At 69.8% G+C, this 23,242-nt stretch carries 22 protein-coding genes and 2 tRNA genes; 8 read left to right on the forward strand and 16 right to left on the reverse strand.

What is annotated here, in order from left to right; all coding sequences use genetic code 11:
* Positions 1-353: 353 nt before the first annotated feature.
* Genes EP757_RS41305 through EP757_RS41315 form a run of 3 tightly spaced genes read right to left on the reverse strand, consistent with a single transcriptional unit; the run spans position 354 to position 3,884 of the window.
* The gene (locus EP757_RS41305; RefSeq protein ID WP_127553770.1) at positions 354-2,375 is read right to left on the reverse strand and encodes a M14 family zinc carboxypeptidase; all 2,022 of its coding nucleotides are present in this window, start codon (positions 2,373-2,375) and stop codon (positions 354-356) included.
* A 60-nt stretch (positions 2,376-2,435) separates the two neighbouring features.
* Complete coding sequence (locus tag EP757_RS41310) at positions 2,436-3,230, reverse strand: alpha/beta fold hydrolase (protein ID WP_127553771.1); 795 nt, start codon at positions 3,228-3,230, stop codon at positions 2,436-2,438.
* 21 nt (positions 3,231-3,251) lie between these two features.
* Positions 3,252-3,884, reverse strand: a complete 633-nt coding sequence (locus EP757_RS41315; RefSeq protein ID WP_127553772.1) for a phosphotransferase — start codon at positions 3,882-3,884, stop codon at positions 3,252-3,254.
* 72 nt (positions 3,885-3,956) lie between these two features.
* Between EP757_RS41315 and EP757_RS41320 the strand changes: the two genes are divergently transcribed.
* Both EP757_RS41320 and EP757_RS41325 read left to right on the forward strand, forming a co-directional pair.
* Complete coding sequence (locus EP757_RS41320) at positions 3,957-4,331, forward strand: PadR family transcriptional regulator (RefSeq protein WP_127553773.1); 375 nt, start codon at positions 3,957-3,959, stop codon at positions 4,329-4,331.
* A gap of 2 nt (positions 4,332-4,333) precedes the next feature.
* Positions 4,334-5,029 (forward strand): hypothetical protein, encoded by a 696-nt coding sequence (locus EP757_RS41325; protein WP_127553774.1) that lies wholly within the window; start codon positions 4,334-4,336, stop codon positions 5,027-5,029.
* 94 nt (positions 5,030-5,123) lie between these two features.
* Here the strand turns inward: EP757_RS41325 and EP757_RS41330 are convergent, their stop codons facing one another.
* Both EP757_RS41330 and EP757_RS41335 read right to left on the reverse strand, forming a co-directional pair.
* Positions 5,124-6,698, reverse strand: coding sequence for a DHA2 family efflux MFS transporter permease subunit (locus tag EP757_RS41330; protein WP_127553775.1), 1,575 nt, complete (start codon positions 6,696-6,698; stop codon positions 5,124-5,126).
* 140 nt (positions 6,699-6,838) lie between these two features.
* Entirely contained in the window at positions 6,839-7,426 is a 588-nt protein-coding gene (locus EP757_RS41335; protein ID WP_160166022.1) for a CPBP family intramembrane glutamic endopeptidase, read from the reverse strand.
* Between the two features lie 226 nt (positions 7,427-7,652).
* Here EP757_RS41335 and EP757_RS41340 point away from each other — a divergent pair, with 226 nt between their 5' ends.
* Positions 7,653-9,503, forward strand: coding sequence for a translation factor GTPase family protein (locus tag EP757_RS41340; RefSeq protein ID WP_127553777.1), 1,851 nt, complete (start codon positions 7,653-7,655; stop codon positions 9,501-9,503).
* A 105-nt stretch (positions 9,504-9,608) separates the two neighbouring features.
* On the opposite strand, the gene EP757_RS41345 is transcribed toward EP757_RS41340, so the two are convergent.
* Together EP757_RS41345 and EP757_RS41350 are read right to left on the reverse strand one after the other, a co-directional pair.
* Positions 9,609-10,550 (reverse strand): nucleotidyl transferase AbiEii/AbiGii toxin family protein, encoded by a 942-nt coding sequence (locus tag EP757_RS41345; RefSeq protein ID WP_127553778.1) that lies wholly within the window; start codon positions 10,548-10,550, stop codon positions 9,609-9,611.
* Positions 10,547-11,296, reverse strand: a complete 750-nt coding sequence (locus EP757_RS41350) for a class I SAM-dependent methyltransferase (protein ID WP_127553779.1) — start codon at positions 11,294-11,296, stop codon at positions 10,547-10,549. Before EP757_RS41350 ends, EP757_RS41345 begins: the two co-directional genes overlap by 4 nt.
* A 101-nt stretch (positions 11,297-11,397) precedes the next feature.
* Between EP757_RS41350 and EP757_RS41355 the strand changes: the two genes are divergently transcribed.
* On the forward strand, positions 11,398-12,006 hold the full coding sequence (locus EP757_RS41355) for an NUDIX hydrolase (protein WP_127553780.1): 609 nt from the start codon (positions 11,398-11,400) through the stop codon (positions 12,004-12,006).
* Here EP757_RS41355 and EP757_RS41360 read toward each other — a convergent pair.
* The 4 genes from EP757_RS41360 to EP757_RS41375 form a co-directional block, all read right to left on the reverse strand.
* Entirely contained in the window at positions 11,988-12,575 is a 588-nt protein-coding gene (locus EP757_RS41360; RefSeq protein WP_127553781.1) for a dihydrofolate reductase family protein, read from the reverse strand. The genes EP757_RS41355 and EP757_RS41360 overlap by 19 nt on opposite strands.
* 166 nt (positions 12,576-12,741) lie before the next feature.
* Positions 12,742-12,814 (reverse strand) — tRNA-Ala (locus EP757_RS41365).
* A gap of 88 nt (positions 12,815-12,902) precedes the next feature.
* Positions 12,903-12,975 (reverse strand) — tRNA-Arg (locus EP757_RS41370).
* A gap of 306 nt (positions 12,976-13,281) precedes the next feature.
* A complete protein-coding gene (locus EP757_RS41375; RefSeq protein ID WP_127553782.1) occupies positions 13,282-14,007 on the reverse strand; it encodes an SDR family NAD(P)-dependent oxidoreductase in 726 nt (241 codons plus the stop codon).
* Positions 14,008-14,065: 58 nt separating this feature from the next.
* On the opposite strand from EP757_RS41375, the gene EP757_RS41380 reads away from it, so the two are divergent.
* On the forward strand, positions 14,066-14,428 hold the full coding sequence (locus tag EP757_RS41380; protein ID WP_127553783.1) for a DUF2784 domain-containing protein: 363 nt from the start codon (positions 14,066-14,068) through the stop codon (positions 14,426-14,428).
* Here the strand turns inward: EP757_RS41380 and EP757_RS41385 are convergent.
* Positions 14,406-14,984: a TetR/AcrR family transcriptional regulator gene (locus EP757_RS41385; protein ID WP_127553784.1), complete on the reverse strand. Its 579-nt coding sequence runs from the start codon at positions 14,982-14,984 to the stop codon at positions 14,406-14,408. The genes EP757_RS41380 and EP757_RS41385 overlap by 23 nt on opposite strands.
* 58 nt (positions 14,985-15,042) lie before the next feature.
* On the opposite strand from EP757_RS41385, the gene EP757_RS41390 reads away from it, so the two are divergent.
* A complete protein-coding gene (locus EP757_RS41390) occupies positions 15,043-15,858 on the forward strand; it encodes a class I SAM-dependent methyltransferase (protein WP_127553785.1) in 816 nt (271 codons plus the stop codon).
* On the opposite strand, the gene EP757_RS41395 is transcribed toward EP757_RS41390, so the two are convergent.
* From EP757_RS41395 to EP757_RS41405, 3 genes are read right to left on the reverse strand one after another with little or no spacing between them, the layout of a single operon-like run.
* Entirely contained in the window at positions 15,847-17,175 is a 1,329-nt protein-coding gene (locus EP757_RS41395) for a glucose-6-phosphate dehydrogenase (RefSeq protein ID WP_127553786.1), read from the reverse strand. The genes EP757_RS41390 and EP757_RS41395 overlap by 12 nt on opposite strands.
* A complete protein-coding gene (locus EP757_RS41400; RefSeq protein WP_127553787.1) occupies positions 17,172-17,867 on the reverse strand; it encodes a response regulator in 696 nt (231 codons plus the stop codon). The genes EP757_RS41395 and EP757_RS41400 overlap by 4 nt, the downstream gene beginning before the upstream one ends.
* On the reverse strand, positions 17,864-19,360 hold the full coding sequence (locus EP757_RS41405) for a sensor histidine kinase (RefSeq protein WP_127553788.1): 1,497 nt from the start codon (positions 19,358-19,360) through the stop codon (positions 17,864-17,866). Before EP757_RS41405 ends, EP757_RS41400 begins: the two co-directional genes overlap by 4 nt.
* 73 nt (positions 19,361-19,433) lie before the next feature.
* Here EP757_RS41405 and EP757_RS41410 point away from each other — a divergent pair, with 73 nt between their 5' ends.
* Positions 19,434-20,789 carry a cation:dicarboxylate symporter family transporter gene (locus tag EP757_RS41410; protein ID WP_127553789.1) on the forward strand — a complete coding sequence of 452 codons (1,356 nt, stop codon included), beginning with the start codon at positions 19,434-19,436 and terminating at the stop codon, positions 20,787-20,789.
* 39 nt (positions 20,790-20,828) lie between these two features.
* On the opposite strand, the gene EP757_RS41415 is transcribed toward EP757_RS41410, so the two are convergent.
* Positions 20,829-22,109 carry an FAD-dependent oxidoreductase gene (locus EP757_RS41415; RefSeq protein WP_127553790.1) on the reverse strand — a complete coding sequence of 427 codons (1,281 nt, stop codon included), beginning with the start codon at positions 22,107-22,109 and terminating at the stop codon, positions 20,829-20,831.
* A gap of 257 nt (positions 22,110-22,366) precedes the next feature.
* Here EP757_RS41415 and EP757_RS41420 point away from each other — a divergent pair, with 257 nt between their 5' ends.
* Positions 22,367-23,236, forward strand: coding sequence for a sulfotransferase domain-containing protein (locus tag EP757_RS41420; protein ID WP_127553791.1), 870 nt, complete (start codon positions 22,367-22,369; stop codon positions 23,234-23,236).
* Positions 23,237-23,242: the final 6 nt, after the last annotated feature.

Here is a 23,242-nt window from a genome sequence, read left to right on the forward strand (position 1 = left end):
GGCAGGCAGGCGCGCAGGCGGGCGCGCAAGCGCCAGGCCCTGGCGCCGCTCCCTTTCCTCTGCGGTCCCAGGTCGGGTTTCTCGGCTGGCGGCAGCGCACCACCAGCCCGTGGCGCCGCTTCCTCTCCGCGGCCGGGCCGGCACGACTGCGGTATTCACGCTCTGCACCGGCGTCGGCTGATCGGTGGAGTAGTGGGGGCCCAGAGCACCCACGACCTTCCACAAAGCCTCAACGATCCAAGATCCTCGTCACCTCCCGTAGTCGTGGAAGGTGCCTCGCCCTGATCAGCTCGGCGGCTTGGTAACGGGGATAGCGGCTCAGGGCGGCCGCTATCCCCGTACGAGGAGATGGCTCAGCTCTGATCGCGCGCTATGCGAACCAGCTCGATCAGGCCACTCGCGTATTCCTGCGACTCGGCGTGGGCCTCGTCGTAGGGCGGCTGGAAACCGACGCCCTCCCACTGCTGGGTCTCGGCATTCCAGAGATCGTTGCCGACCTCGAAGTTCCAGGCGGTGATGCCCAGGTCGTAGTAGAGGTGGTCGGCCGAGTTACCGGCCGCGGAGTAGAGCACGTCGGCCACCGGCCCCGTGTAGGAAGGCCAGGTCACGGTACCTCGCGAGGAGGCGATCGCGCCGACGATGCGCTTGGCGCTGCTCAGGAAGAACGCGGACTCCTCGATGGACGGGCGGGGCAGGGTGATCCGGCCGGGGATCTTGTAGGCGCCCGGCGACCACATGAAGTAGCCGCCGTAACTGTGCACGTTGAGCGAGAACTTGATGTTCCTGTTCCGGGAGGCCAACGCTACGACGTTCCGGCTCTCCGCCTCGGACAATTCGGACGTTCCCGCGAAAGTCCCGGACAGGCAGTTAGCGCTGCCTCCGACATATCCGTCAAAATATGAACCAACCGCATAGTTCCGGTTCACATCCACGCCCCACGAATTGCGGTAGCGGGGGTCGCGCTGGGCGCCCGTGCAGTGGTTGACCAGGTTCTTCCGCTGGAAGTTGAAGTCGTTGAAGGAGTAGTTCGCCCCGTCCGGGTTGACCGTCGGGATGATGAAGACGTCGGTGCCGTCGACCAGCGAGCGCGTCTCCGGGTCGGTGGCGTAATTGGCCAGCAGCCGCTCGGCGAACTCCAGCGTGACCAGCGGCGTCGCCCACTCGCGCGCGTGCTCCTGGGAGTAGGCGAGCACACCGGGCTTGGTGCCGTTGCGCACCTTGCCGATCCGCAGCGCCTGCACGGTCTGCGGTTTCTTCGACACCTCGGTCCCGGCCAGCCCGTCGTCGAGCCGCACCGGCGCCACCACCGGCATGATCGCGTCCTTCTCGGTGAAGGCCCGGAACTTCCGGGGGTACGTCGCGGTGATGTGCGCGGCGACCTCGGTCGTCGTGCTGATCACCTCGCCGCCTGCTCCGGTCGCGAGTCTCACGGTCAGGACCCGATCGGAGTACGCCGAACCGAGCGTGGCATTCGCCTTCCCCGGATCGACGGTGCGGACCTGCACGCCGTTGAATCCCTGGTCACCGAACTTGACCGACTCCACGACGACGGCGCCGGCAGCCGGGTCACCGAGCGTGGCGACAGCCGTCCGCCGATAGCCCTGCGTCTTGTTCGGCAGGTTGATCACGTCGACGAGTTTCGGGTACTGCCGGTGCAGCCGCTTGATCCGCGCGGTGATGTCGGCCGGCGTCATGTAGGCGCTGATGAAGTCCTTCTGATAGCCGACCGGTGTCGCGGGCGGAGTGCTGCCCGGCCACGCCGACGGGGTGATCGCCCGGCTCTGCCCGCCGAGGCTCGACGTGGCGGTCACCGAGACCGGTTTCGCGGGCAGCGGCTGCGGGAGGGCGTAGTGGTACTGGTATTCGCCGGCGTCCTCGAACCGCACCAGCGGGTACGACCCGGTCGCGCCGTCCGCCGTCCTCCAGGTGACGGTGATCTCGACGTCCGGATCGTCGGAGGCGGTGGTGGCCACCTGTGTCTGGAGGAACGTCTGCCCCTTGCTCGTCCACCAGTAGGCCTGGAGGAACTGCAGCGTGTCCGCGCTCGCCGCGGTCAGTCGCTGGGCACTCGCCTGCGCGGTGGGAATCACCTGCACGGGTGTCGCACCCGCCTGCCGCAGCGCTGTCAGCTCACTGCCGTCGACGACCACGTCGGCGAGCACGGCTCCCGGAGTCGTCCGGGGGCGCGCGGCGATGTCGGCCCCGCTGATCAGGAGGCGCTCGAACGCGGCCTCGTCGGCCAGCTGGAATCGGATGAGGGCCGTCTCGCCCGGGTCGAGGGTGATCTGTTCTTCTGCTGCCTGGGCTGCCCCCGGTTGAATCGTGAGTAGTGACGTGGTGAGCATGGCGGCGGTCAGGATCGCTGGCCAGCGCATCGAACCTCCTGCGGCGTCGAAGGATGTCGCCTCCCACCGCAATCCAAAGATTCGAATCTGTCAATCCCATGAGGCGGCAACCCTGTCGAGCCACTCGCCGATCAGCGCCTCGAACAGCGCCGGCTGCTCGATCTGCAGGTTGTGCCCGGCGACATCGAGCACCGCGACCGTCGCCCGCGGGTAGCGCGACACCAGGCCGACCTGGTCGGCGAAACCGACCGTCGCGTCCTGCAGACCGGCCAGGATCAGCGACGGGCGGGAGAAGGGCGGCCCCGCGTCCGGATCCTCGCTGAGCTCCCACCGCTCGGCGATCCGGGCCATCGCGGTCGCGTCGGCCAGCTGCAGCCCGGGCCAGATCTCCTCGGCGAAACGCCGGAGCACCGGCGCCGTCCGCACCACCGCCATCTCCTCGAACTCGGCGAGCAGAGCCGCGTCGGCGACCCCGGCGGCGAGATCCGGATCCCGGCGCAGCACCCGGTGAGGGGGCACGGTGCGCCGGGACCGCGGCAGCACCACGGTCGGGCAGATCAGGCCGACGCCGAGGACCTGGGCGGGACGGTCACGGGTCACGGCACGGGCGAGATAGCCACCGTACGACTCGCCGAGCAGCAGGAACGGCTCCTCGCCGACCTCGGCGTCGATGAATCGGTGGATCTCGGCGAGCACGTCGTCGGAGCTGGCGATCCCCGGCGGCGCTGCGGACCGGCCCATGCCGGGGAGATCGGGATAGAGACGGCGGTAGCCCGGGCGGGCGGTGAAGACGGGCTCGAGACAGCCGGACATCAGCCGGTGGTCGGGTGTCCAGCCGTGCAGCGCGACGACCGGGACCCCGGCGCCCACATCGAGGAAATGCATGCCCGGGATGCTGCCACCCGCCTATGACAGAAACCGGCGGACCTCGGGCAGCCGGGCGGCGTCCTCGTCGGTCAGCGCCGGGTCGGCGGCGCGGATGACCAGGGCTTCACCGAGGCCGGCGTGGACTTCTTCGCCCGCGATCCGGACGTACGCGGAAAGAAAGGCATGGGCCGGCTCCGCCATCGGATGCGCGGGGTCGAGGGCGACCTGACCGAGGATCACCGCGGTGAGCGCCACGTCGACGGCGGGCCGGCCGAGCGCCGCGTTGTTCCAGTCGATGACGACCGGGCCGCGACGGGTGAGCATGACGTTCTCCGGATGCAGGTCACGATGGAGGATCCTGCCTCCGGGGAAGGGCACGTCGTGCAACCGCCGATGCAGATCGGCCAGGCAGGAGGCGCCCTCCTGCACAGCGAGCCGCCCCGCCGCGTACGCCGCCGTCATCGTGGGGCCGTCGAGCCGCTCCATCACGAGATCAGGACCCGTCGCCTCGTACACCTGGGGAATCGGGAAATCGAAGCGTGAGAGCCGCTCCATGATCTCCGCCTCCCGGGTCGCGTCCGTGCCGTCGCGATAGCGGCGCAGGACGCGATGGGCGTCGAGGGCGTAGACGTCGGCCTGCCGTCCGGTTCCGATCAGCTCCCCTGTCGTCACCGGATCGACCGTAGCGACGCCGCCCGGAAATCGGTATGTCGCGACGCCTAATACCGCGCTACTATGCCTCGCATGATAGTTGCCCAGGACGTGCCGGCCGAGGACGCCGAGCGGCACACCCAGCTGCTGCGCGGCGCGCTCGACATGTGCCTGCTCGCGCTGCTGGCGGCCGAGCCCTCGCACGGCTATGAGCTGGTGCGCCGGGTCGAGGCCGCTGGTTTCGGCGCGGTCAGTTACGGCACCGTCTATCCCCTGCTGACCCGCATGCGCCGTCTCGGCCTGGTCACCGACGAGCAGCAGGCGAGCCCGTCCGGCCCACCGCGGAAGGTCTATGCGCTCACCGCGCCGGGCCGCGCGCGCCTCGACGCCTGGCAGCGGCAGTGGACCCGGTTCGCGGGCACTGTCGCCGCCGTCCTCGCGATATCCGACACCTCCCCGAGGAGCTGACAGTGGACACCATCGACAGCGTGCTGAGCGCCGCCGACCAAGCCTGGCGGTCCTATGGTGTGCATCCCCCCGACCGTGCGGCGCTCGCGGCCGACCTGCGCGGCGATCTGGAGGCCGCGGTGGCGGACGGCGCCGGGCCGCACGAGCTGATCGGCCCGGATGTCGCGGGGTTCGCCCGCAGGCTCGCCGACGAGGCCGGCGTCCGGCGTCACCATCCGACCTACGCGCGGTTGTTCAGCACGATGCTGATCGGCGCGGCGCTGACGGCGGTGATCGCCTATGAACTGGTGACAGCCCTCTCCCCGATGATGATCCGCGCCGTCGACCTGGACGATCCGGCGCGGGTGCCGCTGGTCGTCGCGCTGGCGGTCTACTACGGCATCCCCGCGGCGATCGTGGTCGCGGGCGCGGTGCTGGCGGTGCGCTGGCGTCTGCGCGACCTGCACCGGGTGCGGGAGACGTGCCGGGCGATGATCCTACTGCTGCCGATCGCGGGGCTGCTGGTCACGCCGGTGGTGATGGGCTTCGCCTGGGCGACGGGTTACAGCACCGATCCGGTGGTGGTCGCGTTCGAGGTGGCGATGGTGATGGCGGCGCTGTCCGGGGCGACCTACCTCGCCCGGCGGTGGGCGCTGCGCGAGAGGCAGGGCGCGGCCACCCCGCCACCGATGACCACCGCAGGCCCGCGCGTGGCCTGAGCCGTGAAGAAGACGCGCGTGGCCTGAGTCAGGGAGTAAGACCGGGGAGTGAGAAGGCCGGCCTCCGAAGAGACCGGCCGTGGAAGGGAGCGGATCAGTGCAGGATGACCGGCGCCGCGCCCTTCTCCTGGTCGAGCAGGTGGGACTTCTCCTTCTTGCGCGGCAGGAAGAAGGCCGGGATCAGCGTGAGCAGCGTCAGCACGAAACCGACCATGAAGGTCGTCGCGAACGAGTCGGCGGCGAACTGGAGGCCGCGTTCGAGCAGCGACGGGTCGGGGAACTGCTGGGCGACCGCCGGGTCCTGCTGGGCCGCGATGGCCAGGCCGGCCTCGCTCACCGGCTCGCCGCTCACCGGGTTGGTGACGCCGGGGATGATCGGCGACTGGTTGAGCTGCTTGGTCAGGATCACCGAGAAGATCGCGGAGCCGATCGAGCCGGCGATCTGCTGGAGGATGTTCAGCAGCGTGGAGCCGCGGGCCACCTCGTGGTTGGTGAGCGTGCGCAGCGCCGAGGTCATGATCGGCATCATGGTGCCGCCCATGCCGAGGCCCATCACGAAGAGCGAGCCGCAGAGCAGGAGGTACGACGTGTCGGTGCCGACCTGGGTGAAGGTGAAGAAGCCGGCGGCGATCAGGAGCAGAGCGAACGGCACGGTCCGCCCGACCGGCACCTTGTCGGCGAGCATGCCGGCGATCGGCATGGTGACCATGGCGCCGATGCCCTGCGGCGCCATCAGCAGGCCGGCGTCGAGCGTCGACTCACCGCGGATCTGCAGGAAGTAACTCGGGAAGAGCAGGCCGGCGCCCATGAAGGCGACGGTGAAGACGGCCAGGGTGATCGAGGCGACCGTCAGGTTGCGGTTACGCAGCAGGCGCAGGTCGAGGAGCGGGTGCTGCGGCTTGAAGGAGTAGAAGATGAAGCCGATCACCAGCAGGGCGCCGACGAGCATCGGGGCCCACACCTTCGTGGCGCTCATGGTGCCCTCCTCGGGCAGCGAGGAGACGCCGAAGAGGAAGAGCGCAAGACCGGGCGACAGCATCAGCATGCCGATGAAGTCGAAGGACTCGGAGGGCTCCGGGGTGTCCTTCGGCAGCACGACCTGCGCGTAGATGAGGGCGACCAGGCCGATCGGCAGGTTGATCAGGAAGATCCAGTGCCAGCTGGCCACGTCGATGAGCCAGCCGCCGAGGATCGGGCCGCCGATCGGGCCGAGCAGCATGGGAACGCCGAGGACGGCCATGAGGCGGCCGATCCGTTCCGGGCCGGCGGCGCGGGTCATGATCGTCATACCGAGCGGCATGAGCATGCCGCCGCCGAGGCCCTGCAGCACGCGATAGCCGATGAGCTGGCCGATGCTGTCAGCAGTGGCGCAGAGGGCGGAGCCGATGGTGAAGAGCACCAGCGCGGTCATGTAGAGCCGCTTGGTGCCGAAACGGTCCGCGGCCCATCCGGTCAGCGGGATCACCGTGGCCAGGGCCAGGGTGTAGGCCGTCATCGTCCAGGCGACCTCGGCATAGGACGCGCCGAACTCGGTCTGGAAGGTCGGGAGGGCGACGCTGACGACCGTCACGTCGAGGATCGACATGATCGCGCCGAGGACCACGACCCCGGCGATCTTGAGAACGGCGCCGTCGAGCTTGGCCGGCGCCGGCACGGGTTGACTACTCACGAAATCTCCTGGGAACCGGGAATCTGCGGCATCGATGCGGGCCCAGCGCGCACCCTGGATCGTCCGCCCCGCAGCCTAGCCACGGAAATCCAGTCCCACCTCACCTTTTATCTGTCAGAAGAACATCCGGCCATGAAAGATCAAGTGCCTTTCCCTGTACGCCGGCGCGCCTGCGCGGAAAACAGAACTCCCAGGCCATTGGCCGCCCAGTGCACGGCAATCGGGGCGAGCAGCCCTCCGGAGAACTCCCTGAGCAGGCCGAGGACGACACCGGCCAGGGTGGTGAACGCCACTGTCACGAACTGCGGACGCTCACCCGGATCGGGTGATATGTGCCAGAGGCCGAAGAGCACGGCGGTGGTGAGGGTGGCCGCGATCGGCCCGCGTGCCTGCTCGACGAGGGTCCAGAGCACGCCGCGGAAGGCCACCTCCTCGAAGATCACGGTGGCCAGCGGGATCTCCAGGAGAGCGGTGCGCCACGGTGTCGGGAAGTGCGGCTCGGCGAGAGCGCGCCGGGCTCGCGGGATCAGGAGGGCCACGCCGTATGCCGCTGCGATGATCAGCACGCCGGCCACGGCGTACAGGGGATCTCCGATCGGAGCCGGCGGCAGACCGCTCACCAGGACCAGCAAGGCCGCGGCAAGCGGCCCGGTGAAAGGATGCGCCCAGGCCGGGCCGATCCACGTCCACACGCGGACCGCCACCATGAGCGATAAAGCGATCGACACCGCCGCCACGGCTCTCGTAGCCTCTCCACAGAACCGCGACCAGGGAGGAGACCGCCGTGCAGTACCGCACCGCCGTCGTGATCCCCGCGTCGCTCTTCGAGTTGATCCTCGTGTCTGGTGTGCCCGGCTTCGGCTGCGCCACCGGGGCCGGACGTGCCTGACCGCCGATAGCCGCGGTCGGGCGGGCGCTGTCCATTTTCGGATCAGCGATGAAAGACCCAAGACCATGCGTGTTCGTAATCTCGGCATTCTCGCCCACGTCGACGCGGGAAAGACCACCCTCACCGAGCGAATCCTGTTCGCCACCGGTGCCGTGCACAAGACCGGCGAGGTCCACCACGGCACGACCGTGACCGACTTCGATCCTCAGGAGCGCGATCGTGGCATCACCATCTTCGCGGCGGCCGTCAGCTGCGACTGGAAGGACCACCGCCTCAACCTGATCGACACCCCCGGCCACGTCGACTTCTCCGACGAGGTCGAACGCTCGCTGCGGGTGCTCGACGGCGCGGTGGCGGTCTTCGACGCCGTGGCGGGCGTGGAGCCGCAGAGTGAGGCGGTGTGGCGCAAGGCCGATCGATACGAGGTTCCGCGGATCGCGTTCGTGAACAAGATGGACCGGCCCGGCGCGGATCTCGGAGCGGCGGTGGAGTCGATCCGGAAGCGGCTCGACGCGATTCCGCTGGTCCTGCAGGTGCCGATGGACGATCTCAGCGGCGTCATCGACCTCGTCCACAATCCGCCGGCATCGGTCGCGGCCGCGCGGAGACAGCTGGAGGAGGCGGTGGCGGAGCTGCACGAGGCCGCCCTGGACGACATCGCGGACATGTCGGATGTGACATTGGCGAACGCCATCCGGGACCTGACGCTGAGCCGCCAGGCAGTGCCCGTCCTGTGCGGCGCCGCCTATCGCGACATCGGTGTGGAGGAACTGCTCGACGCCGTCGTCGACTACCTTCCCGCGCCGGGCGGCGACCCGTCCGGTGATCTCGTCGCGCTCGTCTTCAAACGGGCCGGACGGATGGACTACCTGCGGATCTACGACGGAACCATGAGGAAGGGGGATGTGGTGTGGGACGCCGGCGCCGGCCGTAACGAGCGGATCGCCCGCATCCTGCGCGTCCAGGCCGACGAGCACACCGACGTGGACCGGGCGGCGGCCGGCGACATCGTCGCGGTGGCCGGGCTGAAGGCCGTGAAGGCCGGCAGCACCCTGAGCACCCGCGATCATCCGGTGCTGCTGGAGGCGCCGCAGGCCGCCGAGCCGCTCGTCTCGGTCGCGGTGGAGGCGCGCACCCGCCAGGGCGCACAGCGGTTGCCGCAGGCGCTCGCGACGCTGACCCATGAAGATCCTTCCTTGCTCGTACGCACGGACGCCGAAACCGGTCAGATCCTTCTCTCCGGGCTCGGTGAGCTGCATCTGGAGGTCGCGGTGGAGAAGCTGCGCCAGACCACCGGCCTCGAAGTGACGACGGGCCGGCCCCAGGTGACGTTCCGGGAACGGGTCGCCACCGGCGTCTCCGGGGTGACCTACCGGCACGTCAAGCAGGACGGTGGCGCCGGCCAGTTCGCGGTGGTGGTGCTCGACGTGACGCCGCTGGACGGGGACGGTTTCGCGTTCACGTCCACGGTGACCGGTGGCCGGGTGCCCGCCGAGTACATCCGTGCCGTCGAAGCGGGCTGCCGGGAAGCGCTCGCGGCCGGGCCGCTCGGCGGTCATCCGGTGGTCGGCCTCGCTGTCACGCTGACCGACGGACAGACCCACCCGAAGGACTCGTCGGAGACGGCGTTCCGTGCGGCGGGCCGGTTCGGGCTGCGACAGGCCCTGCACGCGGCCACGCTGCGACTGCTCGAACCGGTCGCTGAGGTGACCGTGACCGCGCCGTCCGACACGCTCGGCGCGGTCCTCGGCGACCTCGCGGCACGCCGCGGCCAGGTCACCGACTCGGCGCTCAGCACGGTCACGGCGATCGTGCCGCTGTCCGAGCTGTTCGGCTACGCGAGCAGGCTGCGCAGCCGCACCCACGGCCGGGGCACGTTCACCAGCCGCCCGGCCGGCTACCGACCGGCAGCCTGACCCGACGTCCCCGCAGCGCGAAGGAGGCCCGACAGCGAGAGCCGATCATCCAGCGGCGATGACCGGCCGAGGGCGCCAGCGACCGGGAGCGCGGCGGCGTTAGCGTCATGGCCGGGTGAGGGCTGATGACAAGCGGCTCAGCCACTGGGCGCTGGTGCCCTCGGTGCCGGGGTATTCGTCGGTGAAGTTACGCCAGTCGACGTATGTCCAGCCGAGTACGGACTCGGGGCCGAAGTCGTCCGCTTCGGTTCCGAGTTCCGGGCGCAGCAGGTTCCGGACCAGGGTGAGGTCGACGGTCGTGTGCTCGGCCAGCAGGACGGCGTCGTAGAGGTCCTTGCCCTGCGGATACATGTCGGTGGCCAGCCACATCAGCTTCCAGGCCAGCGACAGGCCGGCGGTCGCCGCGAGGATCGGGGTCTGCAGCCCGAGCACGGTGATCGGCTCGGGCGGGATCGGCAGTTCCTCTCCGAACACGACGTCCACCTGCACTGTGCCGTCCGGGTGCCCGGCCGCCCCGAACGGGATGACCAGCCGGCGGCCGTCGGCACGCTCGTACGTCCAGATCGCCGACTCGGCGGTGTCCTCGGGGCGCAGACCCGCACCGGGTGTGGCGTGCAGACCCGCGGTGATGTCGGCGAGGAGGTTCCGCGCCGCCACGCTGTCGCTGGTGATCGTCGCGGGGGTGACCACGAAGTCCAGGTCGCCGGGATCCCGGGCGGCGTCACCGACCCAGGCCTGCATCGCCGCGCTGCCCCGCAGCACCAGATGCCCGGCCGAGCGGGTCCCGGCGATCACCGCCAGGACGTGACGCAGGGCCGCGCGGCGGGCTTCCGTCCAGCGCCGGCCGGTCTCCGGGTCCTGGAAGACGGGTTCGCCGGCACGGTAGGCGTTGTCGTACTGCTTGAGCGCCGGGTCGAAGGCGCCCAGCTGGCGCACCCCCCGTTCCCGCGCCAGCGGCAGATAGGTGTCCGGGTAACCCCGTTTGCCGGCCCGCGCACGCCGCATCCCGTGCTCCCGGCGCTCGTCGTAGTACCGCGGCGGCGTCATCGGCGGGCCTCGATCAGGGTTCGGGAGGAGTGGGCGACGAACTGGCCGTCGGCTCGGATGCGGGCGTCCAGTTCCCGCAGCCGCGGGCGATGACGGTCCACGCTGAAATCGGGCACCCACCAGACGCACCGGCGCAGGAGCCACACCACGGCGCCGATGTCGGTGAAGGTCATCTTCAGGCGTGCCGTGCGGAGGTCGGTCACCTGAAGACCCGCTGCTCGCGCGGCAGCGGCTTCGGTCGACGGATCACGCGCAAGGCGCTCACGGGGCAGCGGGCCGGTGAACAGCTCGATCAGCTCGAAGGCCGAGGCGGGACCGACGTGCTGGGCCAGGTAGGCGCCGCCCGGAGCCAGCACCCGCGCGATCTCGTCCCACGCCGGGTCGACCGGGTGACGGCTGGTGACCAGGTCGAACGTGGCATCGCCGAACGGCAGTGGCGACCCCTGCGGCACCTCGGCCACCTCCACACCGCGCGGGCCGAGCAGCTCCCGGGCGCGGGCGGCGTTCGGCGGCCAGCCCTCGGTCACCACCATCCGCGGGGGCAGGTGCGGCATCCCGGCCAGCACCTCGCCGCCACCGGTGTCCAGGTCGAGAGCGGTCTGTGCCGTGGGCAGCCGTCGCGCGAGCAGTCCGGCGTACCCCCAAGGGGGTCGCTCCTCGAAAGCACGACCGTCGAGCCAGCCGAAATCCCACCCGGTCACGTCGGCCGCGACAGCCTCGTCGATCAATTCCTGGAACGCGCGCACCCTGCCATGGTCGCCCGCCCGTCAAGCTCGGTGGATCCGGCGACCGTCCGATGGATCATTCAAGGCGTCATCGGTACGTTCACCGCGGACATCCTGCGTCGGTGCCCTCGAACGAAACCGAGCCGTGGCAGGATGCCGGGATGCGGCAGTCAGTGATGATCGTGCATAGCCTGGTGACGGCCCTCGATCCCGGCGACAACCTGGAAGCGGAGCACCGGGCGCACACGCTGGGCTGGCTGCGCCGCACCGACGACGTGTTCCGCCGGGTCAAACCGGCCGAGCCGGCACAGCACCTGGTCTCCTACGTCGTCCCGGTCGATCCGGCCACCGGCAGCCTCCTGCTGGTCGATCATGTGAATGCCGGCCTGTGGCTGCCACCCGGCGGTCACGTGGAACCCGGCGAGGATCCGCGCGACACGGCCGCCCGGGAGGTCCACGAAGAACTCGGCGTGACCGTCCCGCCCGCCGAACGGCCCCTCTTCCTCACCGTCACGCGAACCGTCGGCTTGGACGCCGGCCACACCGATGTGAGCCTGTGGTTCGTACAACCGCTCGATCTTGATCAAAGACTGACCCCTGATCAGGGTGAGTTCCGCGCGGTGCGCTGGTGGTCGCCGGCCGAGCTGCGAGAGGCCGATCCGGCGCGCTTCGACCCGCATCTGTTCCGGTTCCTGGCGAAGCTGGAGCAGTCCTACCTGATCACGCGATAGGTCAGATGGGTGACGCCGCAGCCCTCGATCACCTCGGGGTCACCGAACCGGACCGGCGTCACGGTGAGGCCGCCGAAGAAGCTGATCCCCTCGCCGAGCAGCACCGGGATCAGCGACACGGTGATCTCGTCGATCAGCCCGGCGTCGAGGTACTGCCGGGTGAGCGTCGGCGTGGAGACGGCGACGACCCGGTCACCGGCCTCGGCCTGCGCGGCCTCGAACGCCGACATGGCATCCGGATAGAAACCGACCGGAACATCGTCACGCGGCCAGCCGGCCGGAACCGTATGACTGACCACGAAGACGGGGCAGCCGGCCGGATGCCGCCCACCCCAGCCGTTCGTGTGGTCGAAGAGCCGCCGCCCGCAGATCAGCGCGCCACCCCCGGTCAGCGCCGCGCGCAGAAAACCGGCGCTGGCCCGGCTCACATGAAACGTCCACCGCGGATCAGCACTGCCTATTTCCACATCGCCGTTCTGGTACCACCCGAAGAGCTCGCCCACGCCGTCATGCTCATCAGCGACGAACCCGTCGAGCGACATCGACAGCGCGGACACCACTTTGCCCACGGCCCCTCCTCCGACGTCTCTCCCGCAGGTTCACCCCGGAGGCGGTTCGGTGGCAAGACAGCGAGGGTGACGATTTCATTCATTCAAGCGGTGCCTCGAGCCGGGTTCGAACCAGCGACCTCCGCTTTGCAGGAGCGGCGCTCCATCCTGCCGCGTATTCAATATGTGGACCCGGCCGGACTTGAACCGGCCACCTCCTGTTTGCAAGACAGGTGCTCTACCTGATGAGCTACGAGCCCTCTGCCACGACGTGGCACCACCTGGACCGACCCGCCTGGAACGCCCCCGCGACGTGGGGTCTGGGGGTCGCCCCCAGGCAGATGTCAGTGTCTCCGGGAAGACTTGAACTTCCGACCGCCGGATTCGTAGACCGGTGCTCTGTCCGCTGAGCTACGGAGACGTGAGGCCCACCCGGGAAGAGAGGACCGGGTGGGCCGGCGCGGCGCGGTGAACGCGCACGGCGCCTGGTGCCGGCGCTGGATGGGGCGCCGGATGGACGGTGATCCGCTGTGGAGTTGTCGGAATGAGAAACGCCGCCCTGATCCGAATCGGATGGGCGGCGCGAAGATCGCTAGCGGATCGCTAGTCGCGCCACCGGAAAACGAAGGAGAAACGGGCTCGCCGCATCATGATGACCACTTCCCCCTTTTCCTCGTCCGTCCCGGTGACAACAACGGTAAGCGCCCCACCGGCGACCGGCAATCCATTAAAACGGCGGCCTCGTGGCGTCCGCGATCCCCTTGTGCGACACGTGCGCGGTCAGTCCGCCGTCGACCACGATCTCGGCGCCGTTCACGTACGACGACTCGTCCGACACCAGGTAGACGACGAGTGGCGCCACGTCGGCCGGCACGCCGACCCGGCCCAGCGGGATCTCCGGGAGCGCCGCGTCGAAGAACTCCTGCGGCGCGCTGTCCATGAGCGGCGTGTCGATCAGCCCCGGCATCACGGCGTTGACCCGGATGCCCCGGATCCCCAGTTCCAGCGACGCACTGCGGGTGAGCCCGCGCAAGGCCCATTTACTTGCCGTGTACGGGGCGGCGGCGTGGCCGGACACCGCCGCCACCGAACAGATGTTGACGATCGACGAGCCGGCCTGCATCAGTGGCACCAGGGTCTTCATGCTGTACATCGGCCCGGTCACGTTGATCGCCATGACCCGTTCCCACGCGGAGGGATCGACGTCCGGCAGCCGATCACGACCGGTCACGCCGGCGTTGTTCACCACCGCGTCGACCCGGCCCAGCGACGCCGCCAGCGCCTCCCACTGGTCGAGGCGGGAGACGTCGAGATGCCGCACTCCCTCGGCCGGCAGGACGTCGGTGGCGATCACCACCGCACCCTCGGCCCGCAGCGCCGCGGCGAACGCCGCACCCTGACCCCGTGCCGCACCGGTCACCACCACGATCTTGTCCGCGCATCGCCCACCCATGGTGCCGATTCTGCCCCGGGAGAGGAACTGTCCTGCCCGGAGGCGGAGACTGGGCGGCATGGGATGGCGCATCCTGGCCGACGCGACGATGGTCCTGCACTTCGCCTTCGTCGCGTTCGTGGTGGCCGGTGGCTTCCTCGCCTGGCGGTGGCCGAGGGCGATCATCCCGCACCTGATCGCCGCGGGGTGGGGACTGGCGATCGCGCTGTTCCGGTTCGGCTGCCCGCTGACCTGGGTGGAGGACCGGGCACGGGAACGGGCCGGCGACGCGAGCCTGGCCGGTGGGTTCATCGACACGTACCTGACCGGGGTGATCTATCCGGAGCGCTACCTCGTGCAGGTCCAGGTCCTGGCCGCGGTGGCCGTGGCGGTCTCCTGGACAGGGGTGGCGGTCCGCCTCAGGACGGCACGATCTTCCTGACCATGTCCAGGACGGCGTCCGGCGCCGGCGGTGTTCCCGTCCGGTCGGCGAAAAGCAGGTGGCCGGTTCCGATCAGGATGGCGCCGAGCGTGTCCGGGTCCGCGTCCGCCGCGATCCGCCCGCGGGCCCGTTCGTCCTCCAGGTAGCTCGCCAGCATGATGGCGCCCTCGGTCAGCACCGGCACACCGGCCGGCCAGGTCTCCCGGAGCCGGGCGCGCAGCTCGTCGCGGAACGTCACCAGTGCCACGATCGCGACCGCGACCGAACCGAAGAGGGCGGTCAGCGCGTCGGCCACGTTCGCCACGACGGTCCCGGCGCCGGCCATCTCGGTGAGCCGGGCCGCTTCACGATCCATCCGCTGCACGCGGTCGAGCACGTAGTCGGCGAGGAACGCGTCGAAGTCGGCGAAGTGGCGGTGCAGCACGCCTTTCGCGCAGCCGGCCTCGGTGGTGACGGCCCGGCTGGTCAGCGCGTGCGGGCCGGCGGTGAGCAGGATGCGGTCGGCCGCGTCGAAGAGCTGCTCACGCACGTCGCGGAGGGCAACGCCGGTCGGCATCGCATTCCCTTTCATCAGGAGAGTGGGCATGTGCCCACTCGAATCGTATAGTGGGCACATGCCCACTCATGGAGAGATCGCGCAGTCGTTCGGCCTGGACGCGGAGCGCTACGACCGGACCCGGCCACGCTATCCCGCCGCCATGGTCGACCGGATCACCGCGGCCCTGCCCGGCCGTTCGATCCTCGACGTGGGTACGGGCACCGGCATAGCGGCCCGCCAGTTCCGCGCGGCCGGTTGCCGGGTCCTGGGCGTCGAACCGGACGAGCGGATGGCCGCCGTCGCCCGCCGCCACGGCATCGACGTCGAGACCGCCGCCTTCGAACAGTGGGATCCGGCGGGACGCACCTTCGACGGCGTGACCGCCGGCCAGACCTGGCACTGGGTCGATCCGCTGGCCGGGGCCGAGCAGGCCGCGAGGGTCCTCCCGAGGGGCGGCCGGCTCGCCCTCTTCTGGAACACCTTCAACGCCGGCCCGGAGGTGACCGAGATGTTCGCCGAGGCCTACCGCCGCGCCGCGCCGAACCTGCCCTTCAGTCCATGGTCCAAGCCGACGCCCTCCTCGCCTGACAAAAACGATAAATCCGATTTGTCGAATGAGAAGAGTCCTGGCGGCCTCGACCCCTTCCACGACCGGGCGGCTGACGGGATCCGGCGCAGTGGGCGGTTCGGTGAGCCCGGGCTGTGGACCTTCGAGTGGGAGCACACCTACACCCGCGGCGAGTGGCTTGATCTGGTTCCCACGTCGGGTGGGCACAACCTGCTGCCGGCCGGCGAGCTCGAGACACTCCTCCACCACATCGGCGACGCGATCGGCGACACCGTGACGATCGGGTACCGGACCGTCGTCACCGTTGCGGAACTAGCCGGCTAGCAGCGAGTCCGCCGGGCCCCGGCTGCCCGCCGCGTACTCCAGCAGCGGCACCTTACCGGCACGCCAGGCCGACGTCACCGGTTCCACGATGCGCCAGCACTGTTCGGCCACGTCGGCGCGGATCGAGAGGGTGGGGTCGTCGTCGAAGACGCCGCGCAGGACCTCGCCGTACGGCGGCAGCTCACCCGCGCCGAACTCCGCCTGCAGCGACACCGGATCCAGTTCGAAGGGATCACCCGGGCCGTTGATGTTGAAGTCGAGGGCCAGGGTGTCCGGGCCGAAGCCGATCCGCAGCCGGTCCGGCTGATCACAACCGGTCAGGCCGTCCGGGACGCGGGGCGGCTTCCGGAACGTGATCACCGCTTCTTTGCGGCTGCTGCCGATCGCCTTGCCGGAGCGCAGCCGGAACGGGACACCGGACCATCGCCAGGTGTCCACCGCCAGCACGAGCTCGGCGAGGGTCTCGGTCTGCCGCGAGGGGTCGACGCCGGGCTCGTCGGCGTACGAGATGAAGGAGGATCCCGCGGTGTAGCGCGCCCGGCGGCTGCACTCCGCGGGATCGGGCGTCCAGAGCCGGGTCGCCCGCAGCACGTCGGCCTTGCGGTCGCGGAACTCGCCTGCTTCCAGGCTGATCGGCGCCTCCATCGCGAGCAGGCCGAGGATCTGCAGCAGATGGCTCTGGATCATGTCGGCGAGCGCGCCGGCGTGGTCGTAGTAGCCGGCCCGGTTCTCCAGACCGAGCGCTTCGTCGAAGACGATGTCGACCGCGGCGACGTGGGTGTTGTTCAACAGCGGCTCGAAGATCCGGTTGGCGAAGCGCAGACCGAGGATGTTCAGCACCGTCGACTTGCCCAGGAAGTGATCGACCCGGTGGACACGAGATTCCGGAACGAGCCGGGCGAGAAGACGGTTCAGATCAGAAGCGGACCCGGAGGAGGTGCCGAACGGCTTCTCCAGCACCAGCCTGGTCCCCTCGGGGAGATCCACGTCGAGCAGTGCCGTGCAGGCACGAGCGGTGACCGCCGGCGGCAGCGCGAAGAAGACGGCAGGCGGTCCGGCGGCGGCAGCGATGACGGTACGGAGATCCTCCGCGCGGGTCACGTCAGCCCGGATCCACCGGCCGCCCGGATCGACTCCCGCCGACTCGCGAACCCGCTGCCGCCAGCGCTCGTCGTCCCAGCCCTCGTCGACCGCCGCGCCGATCAGCGACAGCCCGGGCACGTGACCGGCCTTCAGCAGCGCGCCGAGGCCGGGCAGCAGCAGCCGGGCGGTCAGGTCACCGCTCGCGCCGAGAATGATCAGCGTCTGGTCCGTCATGGACCTCCGATACCCGCCGGGCCGGGGCGGTACTCGACTTCGGGCCGGCCGGGTCCGCCGTATCGCGGGCTGCGGATGACTCGCGACGCGTCGGCGAGGTGTTCCAGGTAGCGGCGGGAGGTCACCCGGGAGGTGCCGGTCCGGGCCGCGACCTCGGCCGCCGACAGCCCGTCCGGGGCGGCCGAGCGCAGCGCCGCCAGGATCAGGTCGAAGGTGCGCTGGTCGAGGCCCTTCGGCAGGGTGTCCGGGGACGTGCCGCGCAGGGTGGCGAAGACCCGGTCCACCTCGTGCTGGGCCGCCACCTCACTGGATTCGAGCAACTGCCGGCGGTAGCGGGCGTAGCCGTCGAGCTTGTCGCGGAACGCCGCGAACGTGAACGGTTTCAGCAGATAGTGCGTGACACCGAGGGCGACGGCCTGCCGGACCATGCCGATGTCCCGGTTCGACGTGACGGCGAGGACGTCGGTGCCGCTGCCGGCCGCCCGCAGCGCGCGGACGATCTCCAGCCCGTGCTTGTCGGGCAGGTTCAGGTCGAGCAGGACCAGGTCGATCGGTTCGGCGCGGAGCCGGGTCACGGCGTCCCGGGCGGTGTGCGCGACGGCGGCGACCGTGAACCCGCCGACCTTCTCGGTGTAGGCGCGGTGGGCCTCGGCGATCAGTGGCTCGTCGTCCACCACGAGAACCCGGATCACGAGGGCACCGGGAGCCGGACCGTGAGGACGGCGCCGCCGTCGGGGTTCGGTTCGATGACGTAGCTTCCGCCGTACCTCTCAGCGACCTGCCGGACCAGTGACAGGCCGACGCCTCTTCCCTCACCCGGCTTGGTGGACCAGCCGCGCCGGAAGGCGGCGGCGGCCTGGTCGGGGCTCAGGCCCGGCCCGTTGTCGCGCACCTGGACCACGACCTCCCCGCCGGCGTGCCTGATCAGGACCCGCACCTTACGCGGCAGGTCACGGGCGGCGACCGCCTCCAGGGCGTTGTCGACCAGATTCCCGGCGACGGTCAGGAGATCCCTGGGCGGCAGGGGTGTTCCGGCCAGCGACGACGAAGGATCCACCGTCAGCTCCACGCCGCGCTCACCGGCCTGGGCGCTCTTCCCGAGCAGCAACGCCGCGAGCGCGGGCTCCTCGACAGCGCCGACCACCTGATCGGTGAGCTGCTGGGCGAGGGCCAGCTCGGCGGTGGCCAGTTCGATCGCCTCGTCGGTACGACCGAGTTCGACCATGGTGAGCACGGTGTGCAGGCGGTTCGCGGCCTCGTGCGCCTGGGCTCGCAGCGCCTCGGTGAGACCGCGGACCGAGTCCAGTTCGCCGGTGAGGGCGCGCAGCTCGGTGTGGTCGCGCAGGGTCAGCACGCTGCCGCCGAAGCGGTTCTCCCGCCTGTTGGCGATCAGGATGCGGTCACCGACGAGAACCGGCGCGTCCTCCTGCTCCAGGATCATCTCCTGGATGTCCTGATCCTGGAGCAGCCGCTTCGCCTCGTCGTTGATCAGCTCCACCCGGCCGTTGCGGTCCAGCACCACGAGACCCTCGCGGACCGAGTGCAGCACCGCGTCGTAATACTCGTACATCCGCGTCATCTCGGCCGGCCCGAGCCCGTGTGTCTGCCGGCGGAGACGGCGGCTGAGCAGCCACGATCCGCCGGCGGCGAGGAGCAGCGCGATCACCGTGGCGGCGGACACGGCCGGGAACTGGGCGGCGAGGGTGCGGTTGATCGCGGCGGTGGTGATGCCCACCGAGACCATGCCGATCACGGTCGAGGTCCCCGGTTCGACAACCCCCACGACGGTACGGACGGAGTCGCCGAGGCTGCCCCTGTACTCCTCGACCACGACTCCCCCGTCCAGCGCCCTCTCCACGCTCCCGGCGAACTTCAGGCCGATCAGGTCCGTGGTCGGGTGCGTGTACCGGGTCCGGTCGGGCGCCATCACGACGATGAAGTCGGTGCGGGTCGCCTTGCGGGTCGCCTCGGCCCAGGGCTGCAGCACCGCTGTCGGGTCGGCGCTGTGCAGGCCGTCCACGACCGCCGGGGACAGCGCGATCGTGTCGGCGATCGCGGTGACCTCCTCGATCGCGGCGTTGCGGGCGTCGCGGCGGGCGAGCAGGACAGCGCCCGTGGTGCCGACTCCGACCAGCAACGTGACCACGAGTACCTGGAGGACGAAGAGCTGCCGCGCGATGCTCACTGGTTATCGCCCCTCAGGTGAACAAAATGAACTAAAGCGTGATCCGGGGTGAGACCCAGGACACATTCACGACATGGAAACCGCACCCGCCCCGAAGGTCAAGAAGGACCGCACCCGCTACCTCTACCCGGCGGTCGTCGTGGCCGTCCTCCTCGGCATCGGCGTCGGCCTCCTCGCCCCGGACTTCGCCGTGGAGCTCCGCCCGATCGGCACCGGATTCGTCGACCTGATCAAGATGATGATCGCGCCGGTCATCTTCTGCACCATCGTGCTCGGCGTCGGCTCGGTCCGGCAGGCCGCCAAGGTCGGCAAGGTCGGCGGCCTCGCCCTCGGCTACTTCCTCACGATGTCCACCGTGGCGCTCGCGATCGGCCTGGTCGTCGGCAACCTCATCCACCCCGGCTCCGGGATGGACCTGAGCGAATCCGTCGCCGCGGCCGGCCAGAAGGCGGTCGGCGACACCGCGTCGGAGAGCACCGCCGACTTCCTGCTCGGCATCATCCCCACCACGCTGCTCTCCCCGCTCACCGAGGGGAACGTGCTGCAGACCCTGCTCGCGGCGCTGCTCGTCGGCTTCGCCCTGCAGGGCATGGGCTCGGCCGCCGAACCGGTGCTGCGTGCCATCCGCGTCTTCCAGAAGCTCGTCTTCCGGGTGCTGGCCATGCTGATGTGGCTCGCCCCGATCGGCGCGTTCGGCGCCATGGCCGCGGTGGTCGGCGCCACCGGCGTGGACGCCCTGGTCAGCCTCGCCCAGATCATGCTCGGCTTCTACGCCACCTGCGTGATCTTCGTTTTCGGCCTGCTCGGCGCGATCCTCTGGCTGGTCGCCCGGATCAACATCTTCTCGCTCTTCAAGTACCTCGGCCGCGAGTTCCTGCTGATCGTCTCCACCTCGTCGTCCGAGTCCGCGCTCCCCCGCCTGATCGCCAAGATGGAGCACGTCGGCGTGTCCCGGCCGGTCGTCGGCATCACGGTGCCGACCGGGTACTCCTTCAACCTGGACGGCACGGCGATCTACCTGACCATGGCCTCGCTCTTCGTGGCCCAGGCCATGGGCGACCCGCTGTCGGTCGGCGAGCAGATCTCCCTGCTCCTCTTCATGATCATCGCCTCGAAGGGCGCTGCCGGCGTCACCGGCGCCGGCCTGGCCACTCTGGCTGGCGGCCTGCAGAGCCACCGTCCCGACCTGGTCGACGGCGTCGGCCTGATCGTCGGCATCGACCGTTTCATGTCCGAGGCGCGGGCGCTGACGAACTTCGCCGGCAATGCCGTCGCGACAGTGCTGGTGGGCGTCTGGACCCGCGAGTTCGACAGCGATCGTGCGCACGTGGTCCTCAGCGGCGGGGACCCCTTCGACGAGACCACGATGGTCGACGGCGACCACGCGTCCTCGTCCGCCTCCCCGCAGGAGCAGAAGACACCGGCGTGATCCGGCCCCCGCCCCGCCGCGCGCCGGCGGGGCGGGGCCCTAAGCGCCGGCCGCCTCCCGGAACACGGCGGCCGTGCGGGCCGCCACCTCCTCGTCGGTCCCCGCCCAGAGCGTCTCCAGCCAGGGCCCGGCGAACAGCCCGACGAGCGTCGGCACCCCGTCCGCCTCGGTGGCGTCCAGCCATTCGCTGACGCAGTTCGCCTCCGGCCCGGCGACTCGGTAGTAACCGGCCGGGTGCGCGGGCCAGAACCGCCGATCGAACCGCAGCACCACCTTCTCCACCCGCCCCGCGCCGAGCCGCCCGAGCGCGGCGGCGTGCGCCGGGGGAAGCGCGGGCTCGAAGTCGATCTCCCGCAGCACGGGCAGCGGCACCGTCACGATCACCGCGTCGGCAGTGGCCGAGAACCCGTCACCGGCGAGCGTCACCCCGTCGTCCCGCACCGTGATCCGCCGCACCGGCCGGCCCAGCCGCACGTCCAGCCCGCTCGCGAGATGCTCCACGATCAGCCGATAGCTGCCGGCGATCCACCGATCCCCCTCACCGACGCCGGGCTCGAACCCGTACCGCGCGCTCAGCCACGACAGCGGCGCCCCGGAGTCCATGACGATCTCCGCGTCGACGTACCGCCGGATCTCCTCGGCGGTGAACTCCCCCGGCTCCGGCAGCCACGCCTCGATCACATCGGCGATCGCCGCCCGCGGCTCCGCCCGGTCCAGGCGAGCGCGCAACTCCCTCTCCAACCCCATTTCTCGTACGCCGCCAGCCGCTGCTCTTCCCCCTCCCCCGCCGGATCCGGCCCCGAGCACGAGTGGATCGCCGAAGTCCGTCGCCACCACGGTGAGGCCGAGCTCCTCGGCGAGCCGGGCGAGCACGTTGTCGTCGTACTGCTGCAGCCAGTTCGCCCCGAGATCGAACGTGAACCCGTCGAGATCCACCCCGTAAGTACGCCCGCCGACCCGCTCCCGGGCCTCCCACACTTCGACGGAGCAACCCTCGCCCGCCGAGTCCCGCCCGGCGAGCGCCCGGGCGGCGCCGAGTCCGGCCATCCCCGCGCCCACCACCGCGACCCGCCGATGCCCGGCCTCGACTGCCCAGGCCGCGGCGGCGACTCCCTGCTCGTAGGCGCCATGGGTCATCCCGGCCCGGGTGGGGTGGGTGGCCTCCCCGGCGATCCGGAGCCGCCCGCCGACCGGCGCGGTGAGGGCGACCCGATCCCCGGGCGACCCGCCGCGACCGATGAGACTCCACGAACCACGGGCCCAGGGATCGTCCCCCCACCGGGAGACGAGGGAGGCGGTCAGCCGTACCGGTGAATCCATGGCACGCAGCCTAGAACTCCAAGATCACCCGCTGCATCTCCAGAGTGAGATTCTTTCTCATTGGGCAAGGTTACGCAGTGACTCATACCAATGCTTGCTGTGACGTACCTGAAAATGGACTGAGCATTCCCGGTCAATGTCCGAAAAACTTGTAAACGACACGTTAAGGCATCTGTAGTAACTCGATCGATCTTGTTGTAAAGTCCGGACACAAAACGTCTCCCCCGACTGCCGCAAGAGAGACACGGGCTCAGACGATGTTCAATCGCACAGTCATGTTCGCCAAACAGCACACGCCGAACCACCTGCGCGTCCGGGCTCGCCGGACGATGCTGGAGGCTCACAACGCCCGGATCCGGTTGACGGTTCCGGTCGTGGAGCGCTGTGAATACGTCAACATCTATCACTGCGCAGTGCGCAAAACAGCGAGCCAGTGGGTGAAATCGGTTTTCAGCGATCCGATCGTTTACCGACACTCCGGATTGCTGACCTACGATCCGCGCTATTACGACTGGCGTGATCCACGGGTGTGCCCGCCGAACCGCATCGCGCTCTCGCTCTTCTTCCCGAAGAAGAGGTTCGACGCGATCCCGAAGCCGGAGCGCTACCGCGCCTTCTTCGTCTACCGCGACCCGCGCGACATGGTCGTCTCCAGCTACTTCTCGACCAAGGACTCGCACGGCCCGATGGGCGACGTCGTCGAGGTGCGCAAGGTGCTGCGGGAGCTGCCGAAGAAGGAGGGCCTGCTCTACCTGATCGACGACCTCGCGAAGAAGGGCCGGTTCAACGCCCTGCGCTCGTGGGTGCTGGCGCCCGAGGACGAGACGGTCCGGCTCATCAAGTACGAGGACCTCACCGGCATCCGGCAGACCGAAGAGGTCGACGCGCTGATGCGGCACTGCGGGATCACGATTCCGCGGCCCGAGCTGGAGACGCTGCTGGACAAGTACAGCTTCTCCGCGATGAACCGGAAGAAGGGCGCCGGCGAGGTGTCGCACTACCGCAAGGGCGAGCCGGGCGACTGGCGCAACCACTTCGACGACGACATCCAGGAAGCGTTCCATAAGGCGGCCGGCCCCCGGCTGCTGGAACGCCTCGGATACCAGGTTCATGACAGCGCCGCCTAGGAGCTG

Source organism: Actinoplanes sp. OR16 (genome assembly GCF_004001265.1).
Lineage (GTDB): Bacteria > Actinomycetota > Actinomycetes > Mycobacteriales > Micromonosporaceae > Actinoplanes.